The organism is Rathayibacter sp. AY1D1 (genome assembly GCF_002932635.1).
GTDB lineage: Bacteria > Actinomycetota > Actinomycetes > Actinomycetales > Microbacteriaceae > Rathayibacter.
Genome location: NZ_PSVY01000008.1, coordinates 85,336 through 99,695, shown reverse-complemented (window position 1 = coordinate 99,695; position 14,360 = coordinate 85,336). Strand labels below are relative to the sequence as shown.

Below are 14,360 nucleotides of genomic sequence, written 5' to 3'. Positions count from 1 at the left end.
GTGTCGTCGCTGCTCTACCGTCTCGGTCGTCGCGTGTACCGCGCCCACCGCCTCGTCGCCGTCCTGTGGCTGCTGATCGTGGTGGCGGGCGGAGGAGGAGCGCTGCTGCTCAACCAGGGCACCGACAACACGTTCTCCATCCCGGGCACGCAGTCGCAGACCGCCCTCGACCAGCTCGAGCGCACCTTCCCCCAGGTCAGCGGCACGTCCGCGCGGTACGTTGTCGTCGCGCCCGACGGAGGCAGCGTCCAGGACGCCGACGTGAAGGGCCCCGTCAGCGACGCGGTCGCCGCGCTCGGCGACGTCGACGAGGTCGCGGCCGTCACGGACCCCTACTCCGACAGCGTGTCCGGCACGATCTCCGACGCCGGGAACGCCCTCGTCATCACCGCGCAGATGGACGGCTCCGCCACCACCACGAGCCCCGAGAGCCGCGACGCGCTGAAGGCCGAGGCGACGACCCTCCAGGACGCGCTGCCCGCCGGCTCCGTGGTCTCGCTCGGCGGCGATCTCTTCGCCCAGAACCTCCCCGGCGTGACCATCACGGAGGCGATCGGCCTCGTGGTCGCCCTCGTCGTCCTCGTGCTCACCTTCGGCTCGTTCCTGGCCGCCGGCATGCCGCTGGTCACCGCACTGCTCGGCGTCGCCCTCTCGATGTCGGCCATCTTCATCGCCACCCGCTTCGCCTCGATCTCCTCGACCACGCCGCTCCTGGCGCTGATGCTGGGCCTGGCGGTCGGGATCGACTACGCCCTCTTCATCATCAGCCGCCACCAGGACCAGCTGAAGCAGGGCATGGACCCGGAGGAGTCGACCGCGCGGGCGACCGCGACCGCGGGCTCCGCCGTCGTCTTCGCGGGCCTGACCGTGATCATCGCGCTCGTCGGCCTCTCGGTCGCGGGCATCCCGTTCCTCACCACGATGGGCGTCGCAGCGGCGGGCGGAGTCGCGATCGCCGTGGTCATCGCGCTCACCCTGACCCCCGCCCTCCTCGGCTTCGCCGGCGCGCGGCTGCGCCCCAAGGAGCGCCGGGCCAAGAGGAAGGCCGCGAAGGCCGCCGCCGCCGCGGGCACCCACGTCGACACCGAGGCGCACGAGGAGGCGGCGACCGCCTCCCCCGGCGGCCACGTGCACGCCGAGGTCCCGCGCGGGTTCTTCCGCGGCTGGGTCCGGGTCGTCACGCGCTTCCCGATCGTGACGATCATCGCGGTGATCGGCGTGCTCGGCGTCGCGAGCATCCCGGCGCTCAGCCTCCGCCTCGCCCTGCCGGACGCCGGCTACCAGGCCGAGGGCACTCCCGCGCGCACCACCTACGACCTGCTCGCCGAGAACTTCGGCGCCGGCTACAACGGCCCGCTCATCGTCACCGGCACGATCATCGGCTCGACCGATCCGCTCGGCCTGATGGACGACCTCAAGGGCGAGATCGAGAAGCTCGACGGAGTCGCCTCGGTGCCGCTCGCGACGCCCAACGAGACCGCCGACACCGGCATCATCCAGGTCATTCCCGAGGGCGGCCCCGACTCCGAGGCCACCAAGGCGCTGGTCGCCGAGATCCGCGACAAGCACGACTACTTCCAGCAGGAGTACGGCGTCGACCTCGCAGTGACCGGCCAGACCGCGGTCGGGATCGACATCTCGGACACTCTCGCCAAGGCCCTGCTGCCGTTCGGCCTGCTCGTCGTGGGCCTGTCGCTGGTGCTGCTGACGATGGTGTTCCGCTCGCTCTGGGTGCCGATCAAGGCGACGCTGGGCTACCTGCTGTCGGTCGGTGCGTCCTTCGGCGCCGTGGCGGCGGTGTTCGAGTGGGGATGGTTCTCGGACGCTCTGCACGTCGACAAGACGGGCCCGATCATCAGCTTCATGCCGATCATCCTGATGGGCGTGCTCTTCGGCCTCGCGATGGACTACGAGGTGTTCCTGGTCTCGCGGATGCGCGAGGACTACGTGCACGGGAGGCCGGCGCGCGCCGCTGTCGAGTCGGGCTTCGTCGGCTCGGCCAAGGTGGTCACGGCCGCCGCGGTCATCATGTTCTCGGTCTTCGCCGCCTTCGTGCCGGAGGGGGACACCAACATCAAGCCGATCGCGCTCGGGCTCGCCGTGGGCGTCTTCGTCGACGCGTTCATCGTGCGGATGACGCTGGTGCCCGCCGTGCTGCACCTGCTCGGCGACCGCGCCTGGCACATGCCGCGCTGGCTCGACCGCATCCTCCCGTCCTTCGACGTCGAGGGCGAGGGCCTCACGAAGGAGCTCGCGCTGGCCGACTGGCCGGAGCCCGGATCCACGGACGTGATCGCGGCCGAGGACCTCCGCCTCGACGGACCCGACGGTCCCGTCTACAGCGGCGTCTCGCTGCGGGTCGCTCCCGGCTCCTCCCTCGTGGTCCACGGGCCGCACCGCTCCGGCCGCACCGCGCTGCTGCTGAGCATCGCCGGTCGGCTCGCCCCCGACTCCGGGCGCCTGAAGGTCGCGGGCCTGGTCGTGCCGATCCGCTCCGCCGCCGTGCGCGGCCGGGTCGGGCTGGTGCGCCTCGCCGGAGCCGCCGACCCCGTCGCCGACGTCCGGTCGGCCCTGGAGTCGGCTCCGCCGATCCTGGTGCTCGACGACCTCGACACGGTCACCGACCCGCAGCTGCGCGGCGCGATCCGGGCCGAGCTCGACGCCGCCCGCGCCGCCGACGACGCGTTCACCGTGGTCGCCTCCTCCGTCGACGCCGAGGCGCTCGACGACCTCCTCCCCTCCGACCGCGGCGTGCTCGCGGTCTCGCCCGCGGCCGAGCGCCGCGCGATCGCAAAGGTCCTCTGACAGATGGCTCTCCTCTCCCTCGAACGCCCCCGCGGCGTCAAGAAGGTGTCCTGGCTGACCCTTCTCGGGATCGTCCTGGTCCCCCTCGTCATCGGCGGCCTCCTGGTGTGGGCGCTGTGGAACCCGACCGAGCGACTCGACACGATCACGGCCGCCGTGGTCAACGAGGACACCCCGGTCGAGATCAACGGGCAGACCGTGCCGCTCGGGCGCCAGCTCGCGGCCGGCCTGGTGACGGGCGGCACCGACTCCGCGAGCTCGGACGCCCCCTCCTCCACCCCCTCGGCGAGCGCGACGCCGTCCGCGAGCACGACCCCGGTGCCCAACGTCTCCGGCTCGGACTCGACGGGCAACTTCACCTGGGTCCTCACGGACAAGGACGACGCCGCGAAGGGCCTCGCCGACGGCAGCTACGCGACCGTCGTGACGATCCCCTCCTCCTTCTCCGCCGCCGCCACCTCGTACTCGGGCGACGCCGCGGAGGCGACGAAGGCGACCATCGACATCGCCACCAGCGAGAAGGCCAAGCTCGTCGACGACGCCATCTCGGCCACGGTGACCAGCACCGCCACCTCGCTGCTCAACACGCAGCTGACCACGGCCTACCTCGAGAACGTCTACGTCGGCTTCAACACCCTCAACGAGCAGATCGGCCAGGCGGCCGAGGGCGCGGGCACGCTCGCCGACGGCGCCGACCAGCTCGGCACCGGCGCCTCCACCCTCGCCGACGGCACCAGCAGCCTCGCCGACGGGATCGACGAGCTCGCCAGCGGCGCCTCCTCGCTCTCCGACGGCGTCGGGCAGATCGGCACCGGAGCCTCGTCCCTCGCCGACGGCGTGGGACAGCTGGGCACCGGAGCCTCCGACCTCTCCGGCGGGGTCGCGCAGCTGGCCACCGGTGCGCGCGGCCTCTCCGGCGGAGTGGGACAGCTCGCGACGGGCGCCCGCGACTCGGCGACCGGGGCGACCGCGCTGCAGGGCGGCGCCTCCGACCTGGCCGACGGGCTCGACCAGCTGAGGGAGGGAGTGGTGAGGACCGGCGACGGGACCCAGCAGGTCGCCGCCCTCAGCGCCGGCGCCGCCGCTGCCACTGCGGGGACCTTCGAGGCGCTCAGCGCCGCGCTCGAGGGCTGCGAGACGACGCAGTGCCTCGCCGCGCGCGCCGTCATCGCCTCGGCGGACGGACCCACCGGCGCGACCACCCTCGCCACGACGACCGCGGGAGCCGTCGCCGGGATCGACGCGGGCATCCGCCTCGGCGGCGACGGGCAGCCCTCGCTGATCGACGCGGTCGGGCAGTCCGCCACCGGCGCGCGCACTCTCTCGGGGGGCATCGGACAGCTGTCCGGCGGCCTGACGCAGCTCGCCGACGGCGCGGACGACGCCGCGGGCGGAGCGTCCCAGCTCGCCGACGGCCTCGACACCACGGCGGCCGGGTCGGCGCAGCTCGCGACCGGCGCCACCACCGCCGCGGCCGGTGCCCGCGACCTCGCGACCGGCGCGACCACGGCCGCGGGCGGCGCCGCCGACCTCGCCGCGGGAGCCTCCTCCGCCGCCGACGGAGCCGACCAGCTCGCCGACGGCGCGAGCGGGGTCTCGGACGGCGCCGTGCAGCTCGCCGACGGCACCCGCACGCTCGCGACCGGCCTCGACGCCGCGGTCGCGCAGCTCCCGACCTACACCGAGTCGGAGTCGACGAACCTCGCCGACGTCGTCTCGGACCCGGTCGAGAACGCGAGCAGCGCGACCGACCTGTTCGGAGCCTCCAGCGTCCCGTTCTTCGCGACGATCGCCCTCTGGCTGGGCGCCCTCGCGACGTTCCTGGTGCTCGCGGCGTTCTCGCACCGTGCACTCTCCTCGACCCGCTCCTCCGCGGCGCTCGCCCTCTCCTCCTACGTGCCGGCGCTCGTGATCGGCGTGGTACAGGGACTCGCGGTCGCGATCGTGATGAGCGGGGTCGCGGGCCTGGAGCCGGGCCGCTGGGTCGGCTTCGCCCTCCTGGCGATGCTCACCGGCGCCTCGTTCGCCGCGGTGAACCAGGGGCTGGTCGCCCTGCTCGGAGGGATCGGCCGCTTCCTCGCGATGGTCGCGGCGGTGATCGCGCTCGGCGCGGGCATCATCTCGACGGTCCCCGGGCTGTTCGACGACGTGCTCGGGTTCCTGCCGCTCTCGGCGGCGCAGAACGCGCTGTCCGGAGTGGTCGAGGGCACCGACGGCACGGCCGGCGCCGTCGTCGGCCTGGTGATCTGGCTGCTGTTCGGCCTGCTGCTCACCGTCGCCGCGATCGCCCGACGCCGGGTCGTCTCGGTCCGCGCCCTGCACCGCACCGCGGAGGCGTAGGCCGCGCCTCGCGCCACTCCTCCCCCGAACCGGGGACGGGTGGCGCGAGGATCGCGCCACCGCCGCGCCTCTCCGGGCGACCGGCCCCGGCCGGGGCTAGCCTGACGCGATGGAGTCGGAACCGATGGCGATCCGGACGCGACGGGTGTACGGCCCATCGGTCCTGCGGCGCCTCCGCGCCCTCCTCCTGCGGCTCCTCGGCGCCGGCCTCGCGGCCGTGCTCATCCCGTTCGCCGTCCTCGCGGACCGCCGCGGGGTCCTCGACGAGTCGGTGCTCGCGCTCGGGCTCCTCGCCCTCACCGTCGTCATCGGACTGGCCTCGGCGGTCTCGCTCTTCGTCGTCTCCCCCACCCGCGTGATGACGACCGAGACGCAGGTCGTGCTGATGCGCGGCCGCCGCCGCCGCGAGCAGTGGCCCCGCCGGTCGGTCCGCTTCCTCGAGTCCGCCGACGGCGACGGCTTCGTCGCCTGGTGCCGCGGCGACGGAGTCGAGGTCCGCTGCGCGCATTTCCGCCCGGAGGACCTCGCAGCCCTGCTCGCCGACCTCGGCGCCGCCGCCCGCGTCCGCGACGCCCTGCCGCCCGCTCTGGCCGGGCCCGCCTCGGCCGTCCGCTTCCGGCCGCACCGCGCTCCGCTCCAGCGCCGGGCGGTCGCCCTGGTCGTCGTCGCCACGGAGGCGTTCGCCGCCGGCGTCCTGGCCGTCGCCCTCGCGGGATCCCCGTCGGGCGACCGCGCGCAGATCGCGCTGGGGGCGGTCGTCGTGGCGCTCTCCCTCCCGCTCGGGCTGGTCGCGGCGCGGCTGGCGCTGCGGCCCGGGCTGCCGGGCTCGATCGTGGTGTCGGAGTCGGCCATCCAGATCGACGGGCTGATCTTCCCGCTCGAGGCTCTGCGCTCGGTCGTCGCCTCGAGCCCGACGGGGAGCCATAGCCTCCGCCTGACCCTCACCGAGACGAACGGCCGCGTCACGGAGGTCCCCCTCGGGCTGCGGGTGCCGACGCTGCGGCGCGACCAGCTCTTCCCCGACTACCCGCTGCTGCTCGGCGTGCTGCGCGAGCGCACGGTGGGGCTGCTGCGGATCGAGGGCTGAGCCTCAGTCCTCGGCGCCGTCGGCGATGCGCTGGTGGTGGTGGATGACCTCGGCGACGATGAACCCGAGGAACTTCTCGGCGAACGCCGGGTCGAGGTGCGACTCCTCGGCGAGCGCCCGCAGCCGCGCGATCTGGCGGGCCTCGCGCTCGAGGTCCGCGGCGGGCAGCCCGTGCGCGGCCTTCAGCCGGCCGACCTTCTGCGTGAACTTGAAGCGCTCGGCGAGCAGGTGGATCAGCGCCGCGTCGATGTTGTCGATGCTCTGACGGATCTGCACGAGCTCGGCCCGCGCCAGGGACTCCTCGTGCGACGGCTCCTCGTGCGACAGCTCCTCGGTCATGCCCCGACCCTAACGGACCGCCCCCGGACACGACGACGGCCCCTGCCCGGAGTCCGGGAGGGGCCGTCCAGAGGGCCCGGTCAGTCGACCAGGTTGATCTGCACGGGGATGTTGCCGCGGGTGGCGTTGGAGTACGGGCAGAGCTGATGCGCCGCGTCGGCGACCTTCTGCGCGTCCTCGGAGCTCGCCTTCGGCACGTAGACGTCGAGCTCGACCGAGAGGCCGAAGCCGTCGGAGTCGTTCTTCCCGATCGAGACGCTGGCCGAGACGGCCGCGTCGGTCGTGTCGATCTTCAGCTGGCGACCGGCTCCGTGCAGGGCGCTGAGGAAGCAGGCGGAGTAGCCGGCCGCGAACAGCTGCTCGGGGTTGGTCCCCTCGCCGGAGCCGCCGAGCTCCTGCGGGGCGCGGGTGTCGAGGTCGAGACGGTCGTCCTCGGTGCGGACGTGGCCGTCGCGTCCTCCACCGGAGGCGTGGGCGATGGCGGTGTAGAGAGCATCCATCCCCCCATCCCACCACTCGGCCGCCGTGAGTCGGGTGAACGCGGGATGCACGTCCGTGCGTTCTCCCGGGAATCCCCCTCGGGAGCGCTCCGGGGAGCGTCAAGCCCCTCCCCCTCGGCGCCCTCCGGGTGTGCGGTGGAGGGACACCGACCCCGACCGGCGCGAGCCGGAGAACGGACACGAGCATGCGAGCACTCACCTGGCAGGGCATCGAGAAGGTCTCGGTCGAGACCGTCCCCGACCCCCGCATCCAGCAGCCGACCGACGCGATCGTCCGGATCACCTCGACCGCGATCTGCGGCTCCGACCTGCACCTCTACCGCCTCCTCGGGCCCTACATCGACCGCGGGGACGTGCTCGGCCACGAGCCCATGGGCGTCGTCGAGGAGGTGGGCTCCGGAGTCACCACCCTGAAGCCCGGCGACCGGGTCGTCGTGCCCTTCAACATCGCCTGCGGCGAGTGCTTCATGTGCCGCCGAGGGCTGCAGTCGCAGTGCGAGACGACGCAGGTCACCGAGTACGGCTCGGGAGCGGCGCTCTTCGGCTACACGAAGATGTACGGCCAGGTCCCCGGCGGGCAGGCCGAGCTGCTCCGCGTGCCGCTGGCCGACTACAACACGATCGTCGTCGGCACGGACCTGCCGGACGAGCGCTACCTCTTCCTCAGCGACATCGTGCCCACCGCCTGGCAGGGCGTGGAGTACGCGCAGGTGCCCGACGGCGGGACCCTGGTCGTCTTCGGACTCGGCCCTGTCGGCCAGTTCGCGGCGCGGATCGGCGCCCACCGCGGCTACCGCATCCTCGCCGTGGAGCCCGTCGCCGAGCGGCGCGCGATGGCCGAGCGGTACGGCGTGGAGACCTTCGACCTGTCCGACGACATCGCCGCGCAGCTGCGCGACCTCACGGACGGGCGCGGCCCCGACTCCGTCGTCGACGCGGTCGGCATGGAGGCGCACGGCTCGCCTGTCGGCTCGTTCGCGCAGTCGATGGCGGGGCTCCTGCCCGACCCGATCGCCCGCAAGGCGATGGACACGGTCGGCGTCGACCGCCTCGCCGCGGTGCACGCCTCCCTCGACCTGGTGCGCCGCGGCGGCACCGTCTCGCTGAGCGGGGTCTATGGCGGAGAGGCCGACCCGATGCCGCTGAAGTCGATGTTCGACAAGCAGGTGACGGTGCGGATGGGCCAGTGCAACGTGAAGCGCTGGATCGACGACCTGCTGCCGCTGGTGGAGGACTCCTCCGATCCGCTCGGCGTGATGGACCTCGTGACCCACCGGGCGCCGCTCGAGGACGCTCCGGCCCTCTACGAGACCTTCCAGAAGAAGGAGGACGGCTGCATCAAGGTCGTCCTGCACCCCTAGCCGGGGAACAGCGAAGGCGGCGCCCCCCGAGGGGAGCGCCGCCTTCGCGGTACTGCCGAGACCTACTTGAAGACGTCCTTGACGTCCTCGCCGGCCTTCTTGGCCGAGGCCACGGCCTGGTCCTTCTGGCCTTCGGCCTTCAGGCTGTCGTCGTTCTTGTGGTCGCCCAGGGCTTCCTTCGCCTTGCCGGCGATGTCCTGAGCGGCGTTCTTGATCTTGTCATCGAGCCCCATGGTGGTGCCTCCTTCGCTGATCGTTGGCACGACCGTAGGACCGGGAACTGCCCGCTTCCTGGGAGCGGGAAGGGGCTTGCCCGGGCGCCCGCTGGACTGCGATGATTCGCGCCCTCGACCGGTGCCGGCCGGTCGAGGGCGCGGGATCAGGTCGCCGGGGTGGCGGACTCGGACGGAGCGGACTGCGAGGGCGCGTTCGTGGGCGTCTGCGACGATCCGTCGTCGGCGCTGGTGGGCACCGCGCTCCCCGACTGGTAGGGCGTCTGGGCGTCGCCGGTGCAGCCGGCCAGCAGGCCGATCGTCAGAGCGGAGGCGCCGAGCGCCCCGAGGACCCGTGCGGCGCTCACTTGCCCGTCACCGCGTCCTTGACGGCTCCCACTGCCTTCTCGACGATGTTCGGCTTCGGGTCGGTGCCGTAGAGGCGCTCGTCCGGCTGGGTGGGCGGGGGCATCGGGACGTTGCCGCCGGGCTCCGCGACGCGGTAGCTGAACTCTCCCTTGCCGTCCGGGGTCGGGCCCGAGGCCCAGCTGCCCTCGGAGGCCGCTGCTCCGTCCGAGAAGTTGATGTACTCGTACGACACGGAGCGCTCCTCCTTCGAGATCGGGAAGTTCGAGGGCACGGGCAGGTCCTCCCGGCCCTCCGCGCGCAGCTCGGCGGCCGCCGCTATCCACTGGTTCTGGTGCATGGTGTCGCGGGCCAGGAGGAACGACAGGAGGTCGCGCACGCCGTGGTCGTCGGTCATGTGGTAGAGCCGGGCGACCTGGAGCCGGCCCTGCATCTCCGCGTTCGCGTTGGCGGTGAAGTCGGCCAGCAGGTTGCCGCTGGCGGTGATGTAGGAGCCCTGCCACGGGTTGCCCATGCTGTCGACGGGGCGCGCGCCGGCGCCGGCCACGATGGCGTGCTGCACGTCGGAGCCGCCGATGACCGCCGCGAGCACGGGGTCCTTCTTCATCGCGTCCTCGGACTGCTCGACCGGGGCCTTCTCGAGCAGCTGGGCGATCATCACGGCGATCATCTCGACGTGGCCGAACTCCTCGGCGCCGATGCCGAAGAGCAGGTCCCGGTACTTGCCCGGGTCGTGGGCGTTCCAGGCCTGGAAGCCGTACTGCATCGCCACGGTGATCTCGCCGTACTGGCCGCCGAGCACCTCCTGGAAGCGGCGGGCGAAGACCGCGTCGGGCTTCGAGGGCGTGGACGTGAACTGGAGTTCCTGACGGTGGAAGAACATGACTGGTTGCCTTTCCGGGGTAGCCGGGCGGATCCGGGTGCGGACGTCCGATGTCTGTCCTCTCGACGGTAGGGAGCCCTGTTCGCGGGTCAGAAGGGGCTTGACGCGGTGGCGGAGCAGTCGATCCACGGGCTCTCGGGCCCCGCCCTCGTGGGCGCGGGATGGTAGCCCCATCGGGGGGTCAGCCGCTATGCCCTTCCCGGTACTTGAGAGCCCGAACAGACTGGCGACGCCGGCACGCATTCATTCCCCACTCGATCCTGGAAGGGACAGACGATGTCGAACATCGATCCCGCTTCACCTCCGTTCGGAGACGGCGCCGCGAACTTCGGCGCGACCGAGACCCCCATCGACAGCGGGGCGCACGTCGCCTCCACGGACACCTCCTCCGGCTCCTCCTCGGGCAGCACGGCCGACTCCGCGAAGGAGAAGGCGAGCGCCGCCGCGGGCACCGCCAAGGACCAGGCCGGCGCCGTCGCCGGCGACGCCAAGCAGGCCGCGAGCGAAGTGCTCTCGACCGGCAAGGACGAGGCCGCCAACGTGGTCCAGGAGGCCAAGGTCCAGGTCAAGGACCTCTACGACCAGAGCCGCACCCAGCTCACCGAGCAGGCCCACGCCCAGAAGGAGAACGCCGCCAAGGGCGCCCGCGCCTTCAGTGACGACCTGACCGCGCTGGCCAACGGCGAGGGCGGCAGCGACAACGCCGCCGCGAAGCTCGTCTCCCAGGCGGCCACCCGCGTGCAGGGTGTGGCCTCGTGGCTCGAGAACCGCGACCCGTCCGAGCTCCTCGACGACGTCCGCACGTTCGCCCGCCGCCGCCCGGGTGCCTTCATCCTCATCGCCGCGGCGACGGGACTCGTCGGCGGGCGCCTCATCCGAGCCCTGACCGCCGAGGCGAAGGACGAGAAGGAGGCGACGAGCACCCGCACCGACGGGCCCGAGTTCGACGCCCCCGCCTCGACCACCGCGTACTCCGACGCCTCCGCGTACGACGCGCCCGTCGCGTCCGCCTACGGCACCGTCGGATCGAGCTCCCTCGAGCGCGACTACGCGCCGACCGAGCCCGTCGCCGACCCGCTCGACGGCGGCTTCCCGAACGGCGGCCGGCTGTGACCGACCCGACGGGCGTCCACCGCTCGACGGAGACGCCCGACCAGCGGGCCGGGTCGACGTCGCTGGGCGATCTGCTCGGCGAGGTCTCGCGCGACCTCTCCACCCTGATCCGCCAGGAGATGGCCCTCGCCAAGGCCGAGCTCAAGGAGTCCGCCGGCAAGGCGGGCAAGGGAGCGGGCCTCCTCGGCGGGGCGGGGTACGCCGCGCTGATGGCCGTGCTCTTCCTCTCGATCGCCCTCTGGTGGGGCCTGGGCACTCTGATCGGCAACGGCTGGTCCGGAGTGGTCGTGGCCGTCATCTGGGCGATCGTGGCCGCGATCCTCTACGCGGTGGGCCGCAAGAGCCTGAAGCAGGTCGACGGCGCTCCCGAGACGGTCGACTCCCTCAAGAAGATTCCCGACACCCTCAAGCCGAACGGGGCAGGACGATGACGTACGACGCAGGACAGAACAAGACACCCGAGGAGATCCGGGCGGACATCGAGCGCACGCGCCTCGAGCTGGGCGGGGACGTCGACGCGCTGGCCGAGAAGGTCAGCCCGTCCGCCATCGCGCAGCGTCAGACCGACAAGGTCAAGTCGGCCGTGGGCTCCGTCCGCGACCGCGTGATGGGCTCGGCGCACGACGCCTCCGACTCGCTCTCGAGCGGTGCGGGCTCGGCGAAGGCCAAGGCCGAGGGCAACCCGTTCGCCGTGGGGCTCATCGCCCTCGGCGCCGGACTCCTCGTCGCCTCGCTCATCCCCGCCTCCAGCAAGGAGAAGGAGGCGGCGAGCCGCGTCAAGGAGCAGGCCCAGCCGGTCGTCGACAAGGTGACCGACGCGGCCAAGGAGGCGGCGAGCGAGCTCCGCGAGCCCGCGCAGCAGGCGTTCGCCTCCGTCAAGGAGACCGCGACCGACGCCGCGCAGAACGTCAAGGAGGCGGGCACCTCCGCCACCGACGACGTGAAGGACTCGGCCCGCGAGGCCAAGCACGCCGTCCAGGAGGACGTGCAGCACTGATCCGTCGGCGCTGACAGGGCGGTGGGCCTCCGGGCCCGCCGCCCTTCGTCGTGCCGCCGGGAATACACCGCCGCCCGCGCTCCTTGCCCTCCGTATGCGATCGATCGTCTACTCCCGCACCGGTGACTCCTCCGTCCTCTCCCTCGTCGACCGGGATGAGCGGGCTCCGGGCTCCGGCGAGGTCCGCGTCCGCGTCCTGGCATCGGGCGTGAATCCGACCGACTGGAAGGCGCGCGCAGACGGCGACCTCGCGTTCGACGAGGTCGTGCCGAACCAGGACGGCGCCGGTGTCGTCGAGGCGCTCGGCGAGGGCGTCGAGGGCCTGGCCGTCGGCGACCGGGTCTGGATGTACCTCTCCGCGCACCGCCGCCCCACCGGCACCGCGCAGGAGTCGGCGGTGCTCGCCGCCGAGCACGTCGTGCGCCTGCCCGAGGGCGTCGGCACCGACGTCGCCGCGAGCCTCGGCGTCCCCGCGATGACCGCCCACCGCGCCCTCACCGTGCACGAGCACGGCCCCTCCCGCCTCGCCCCCGGCGCCCTCGCCGGCCGCACCGTCCTGGTCCAGGGCGGCGCCGGAGCCGTCGGGCACGCCGCGATCCAGCTCGCGGTCTGGGCCGGGGCGACCGTCATCGCGACGGTGAGCAGCAACTCCAAGGAGCGGCTCGCCCGTGCGGCCGGTGCGCAGCACGTGCTGCAGTACCCGGACGACGCCCTCGCCGACCGGATCCGCGAGCTCGCCCCCGAGGGCGTCCAGCACGTGGTCGAGGTCGCACCGGCTCAGAACGCCGCGCTCGACGTCGAGGTGCTCGCCAACCACGGCAGCATCGGGTACTACGCGAACAACAACGGCGACGAGTTCACCGTGCCGATCGTCGCGAGCTTCGCGAAGAACGCCCGCTGGCAGGGCCTGCTGCTCTACACCGTGGGCGAGGAGGCACTGCAGGCCGCGGCCGAGGACATCACCGCGGCGCTCGTCGACGGCGCGCTCCCGGTGGGCGAGGAGGCGGGCCTCCCGCTGACCTGGTTCCCGCTCGAGGAGACCGCGGCCGCCCACGACGCGGTCGAGCAGGGCGCGACGGGCAAGGTGCTCATCCGCGTCGCCGACTGACCGGGAGGGCTCGCCTCTGATCGGCTCCCGGCCGGATCAGCCCCGGAGCGGGGGCGAGCCCGGGACGGTCGAGCGGTCGGCCAGGCCGACCACGAGCTCGGCGAGCGCCTCCTCCGCCGTGCGGGTCGGCGCCCAGCCGAGCTCGGCGCGGGCGCGCTCGGTCGACATCACCGGGACGTTGCCCGCGATGTCGAGCCAGCCCGCGTCGGTGCGCTGCAGGCGCAGGTGCCAGGTCGCGGTGACGACGGAGCGGAGCAGCCCGAACGGCACCGTGACCAGGCGGGCGCCGAAGGCGTGCGCCAGCCGCTCCGGCGTGAGGACCGGCTCGGCCGCGATGTTGAAGGCCCCGCCGGCGCGCCGGTCGAGCGCGCGCCAGAAGGCGTCGGCCACGTCGTCGGCGTGCACGCCCTGGAAGACGATGCTCCTCGGCAGCGGAAGGACCGGGATCCGGACCGCCTTCAGCCACCGCGTCGGGTAGTGGGGTCCGGCGAAGAGCCCGGCGATCTCGGTCGCCGCTCCGCGCTGGAAGACGAGCCCCGGGCGCAGGCGTGTGACGACGATCTCGGGGTGCCGCTCCTCGAAGGCGTCGAGCTGCCGCTCGTTCGCGGCCTTGTGGCGGCTGTAGGTCGAGGTGTGCAGGCCGCCCGTGGGCCAGTCCTCGGTCACCCGGATCGACTTCGGCGCGGCGCTGTAGGCGCCCACGGACGAGGCGACGGCGACCTGGCCGACTCCCGCGGCGGCGACCGCCTCGAGCACGGCCGCAGTGCCTCCGACGTCGACCAGCCGCTGGAACGGCTCGTCGTGGCTGGGCTGCAGCGCCCAGGCGAGGTGGACGACGGCGTCGACGCCGGCGAAGGCCTCGCGGAGCCGCCGCGGGGCGACGCTCGACGCGAGGTCGATCTCGACCCAGCGCACGTCGCGGTACTCCTCCGAGCGAGGCCGAGGGGCCTGGCGGGCGATGCCCACGATCTCCTCCACCCCGGCCTCGCCGTGCAGGCGCCGCAGCAGGGCCGTCCCCAGGTTGCCGGTCGCCCCGACGATCGCGATCCGCATGGCGTCATCCCTCCGGGAGCGGCGCACGCCGGCCCCCTCCTCCGAGGCTAGGCAGGGGCGCCGCCGCGGAGGAGCCGCTTGACAGCGGGGACGACGGGACGCTCGGCGGGGACCGCCGGCGGCCGGCGGGGTGGACGCTCCTCCCCAGGGTGGATGCGGCCTAGACCACGGCGGGAGCGGGCGCATCCCCCCGCGC

Annotated in this window: 14 protein-coding genes; 8 read left to right on the top strand and 6 right to left on the bottom strand. The window is 73.2% G+C overall.

Annotated elements, in window-relative coordinates; genetic code table 11:
* From C5C56_RS08105 to C5C56_RS08095, 3 genes are all read left to right on the top strand, one after another.
* Window positions 1-2,805, top strand: a complete 2,805-nt coding sequence (locus C5C56_RS08105; RefSeq protein WP_104319366.1) for an MMPL family transporter — start codon at window positions 1-3, stop codon at window positions 2,803-2,805.
* Window positions 2,806-2,808: 3 nt separating this feature from the next.
* Window positions 2,809-5,145, top strand: coding sequence for a YhgE/Pip domain-containing protein (locus C5C56_RS08100; protein WP_104297356.1), 2,337 nt, complete (start codon window positions 2,809-2,811; stop codon window positions 5,143-5,145).
* A 109-nt stretch (window positions 5,146-5,254) separates the two neighbouring features.
* Window positions 5,255-6,232 (top strand): hypothetical protein, encoded by a 978-nt coding sequence (locus C5C56_RS08095; protein WP_146086460.1) that lies wholly within the window; start codon window positions 5,255-5,257, stop codon window positions 6,230-6,232.
* A gap of 3 nt (window positions 6,233-6,235) precedes the next feature.
* Here the strand turns inward: C5C56_RS08095 and C5C56_RS08090 are convergent, their stop codons facing one another.
* Both C5C56_RS08090 and C5C56_RS08085 read right to left on the bottom strand, forming a co-directional pair.
* Entirely contained in the window at window positions 6,236-6,571 is a 336-nt protein-coding gene (locus C5C56_RS08090; RefSeq protein WP_104222760.1) for a chorismate mutase, read from the bottom strand.
* Window positions 6,572-6,651: 80 nt separating this feature from the next.
* Window positions 6,652-7,071, bottom strand: a complete 420-nt coding sequence (locus tag C5C56_RS08085) for an organic hydroperoxide resistance protein (protein ID WP_104222761.1) — start codon at window positions 7,069-7,071, stop codon at window positions 6,652-6,654.
* Window positions 7,072-7,256: 185 nt separating this feature from the next.
* On the opposite strand from C5C56_RS08085, the gene C5C56_RS08080 reads away from it, so the two are divergent.
* The gene (locus tag C5C56_RS08080) at window positions 7,257-8,432 is read left to right on the top strand and encodes a zinc-dependent alcohol dehydrogenase (RefSeq protein WP_104319364.1); all 1,176 of its coding nucleotides are present in this window, start codon (window positions 7,257-7,259) and stop codon (window positions 8,430-8,432) included.
* Between the two features lie 62 nt (window positions 8,433-8,494).
* Here C5C56_RS08080 and C5C56_RS08075 read toward each other — a convergent pair whose 3' ends face one another.
* From C5C56_RS08075 to C5C56_RS08065, 3 genes are all read right to left on the bottom strand, one after another.
* Window positions 8,495-8,665 (bottom strand): CsbD family protein, encoded by a 171-nt coding sequence (locus C5C56_RS08075; RefSeq protein ID WP_104319363.1) that lies wholly within the window; start codon window positions 8,663-8,665, stop codon window positions 8,495-8,497.
* Between the two features lie 146 nt (window positions 8,666-8,811).
* A complete protein-coding gene (locus tag C5C56_RS08070) occupies window positions 8,812-9,012 on the bottom strand; it encodes a hypothetical protein (protein WP_104222764.1) in 201 nt (66 codons plus the stop codon).
* Complete coding sequence (locus tag C5C56_RS08065; protein WP_104222765.1) at window positions 9,009-9,893, bottom strand: manganese catalase family protein; 885 nt, start codon at window positions 9,891-9,893, stop codon at window positions 9,009-9,011. The genes C5C56_RS08070 and C5C56_RS08065 overlap by 4 nt, the downstream gene beginning before the upstream one ends.
* Window positions 9,894-10,169: 276 nt before the next feature.
* On the opposite strand from C5C56_RS08065, the gene C5C56_RS08060 reads away from it, so the two are divergent.
* The 4 genes from C5C56_RS08060 (at window position 10,170) to C5C56_RS08045 (ending at window position 13,111) form a co-directional block, all read left to right on the top strand.
* On the top strand, window positions 10,170-11,006 hold the full coding sequence (locus tag C5C56_RS08060) for a hypothetical protein (RefSeq protein WP_104319362.1): 837 nt from the start codon (window positions 10,170-10,172) through the stop codon (window positions 11,004-11,006).
* Window positions 11,003-11,437, top strand: a complete 435-nt coding sequence (locus C5C56_RS08055; protein WP_104222767.1) for a phage holin family protein — start codon at window positions 11,003-11,005, stop codon at window positions 11,435-11,437. Before C5C56_RS08060 ends, C5C56_RS08055 begins: the two co-directional genes overlap by 4 nt.
* Window positions 11,434-12,003: a DUF3618 domain-containing protein gene (locus C5C56_RS08050; RefSeq protein WP_104222768.1), complete on the top strand. Its 570-nt coding sequence runs from the start codon at window positions 11,434-11,436 to the stop codon at window positions 12,001-12,003. Before C5C56_RS08055 ends, C5C56_RS08050 begins: the two co-directional genes overlap by 4 nt.
* Before the next feature lie 94 nt (window positions 12,004-12,097).
* A complete protein-coding gene (locus tag C5C56_RS08045; protein WP_104319361.1) occupies window positions 12,098-13,111 on the top strand; it encodes an NADPH:quinone reductase in 1,014 nt (337 codons plus the stop codon).
* 36 nt (window positions 13,112-13,147) lie between these two features.
* On the opposite strand, the gene C5C56_RS08040 is transcribed toward C5C56_RS08045, so the two are convergent.
* Complete coding sequence (locus C5C56_RS08040; protein ID WP_104319360.1) at window positions 13,148-14,164, bottom strand: NAD-dependent epimerase/dehydratase family protein; 1,017 nt, start codon at window positions 14,162-14,164, stop codon at window positions 13,148-13,150.
* Between the last annotated feature and the right edge of the window lie 196 nt (window positions 14,165-14,360).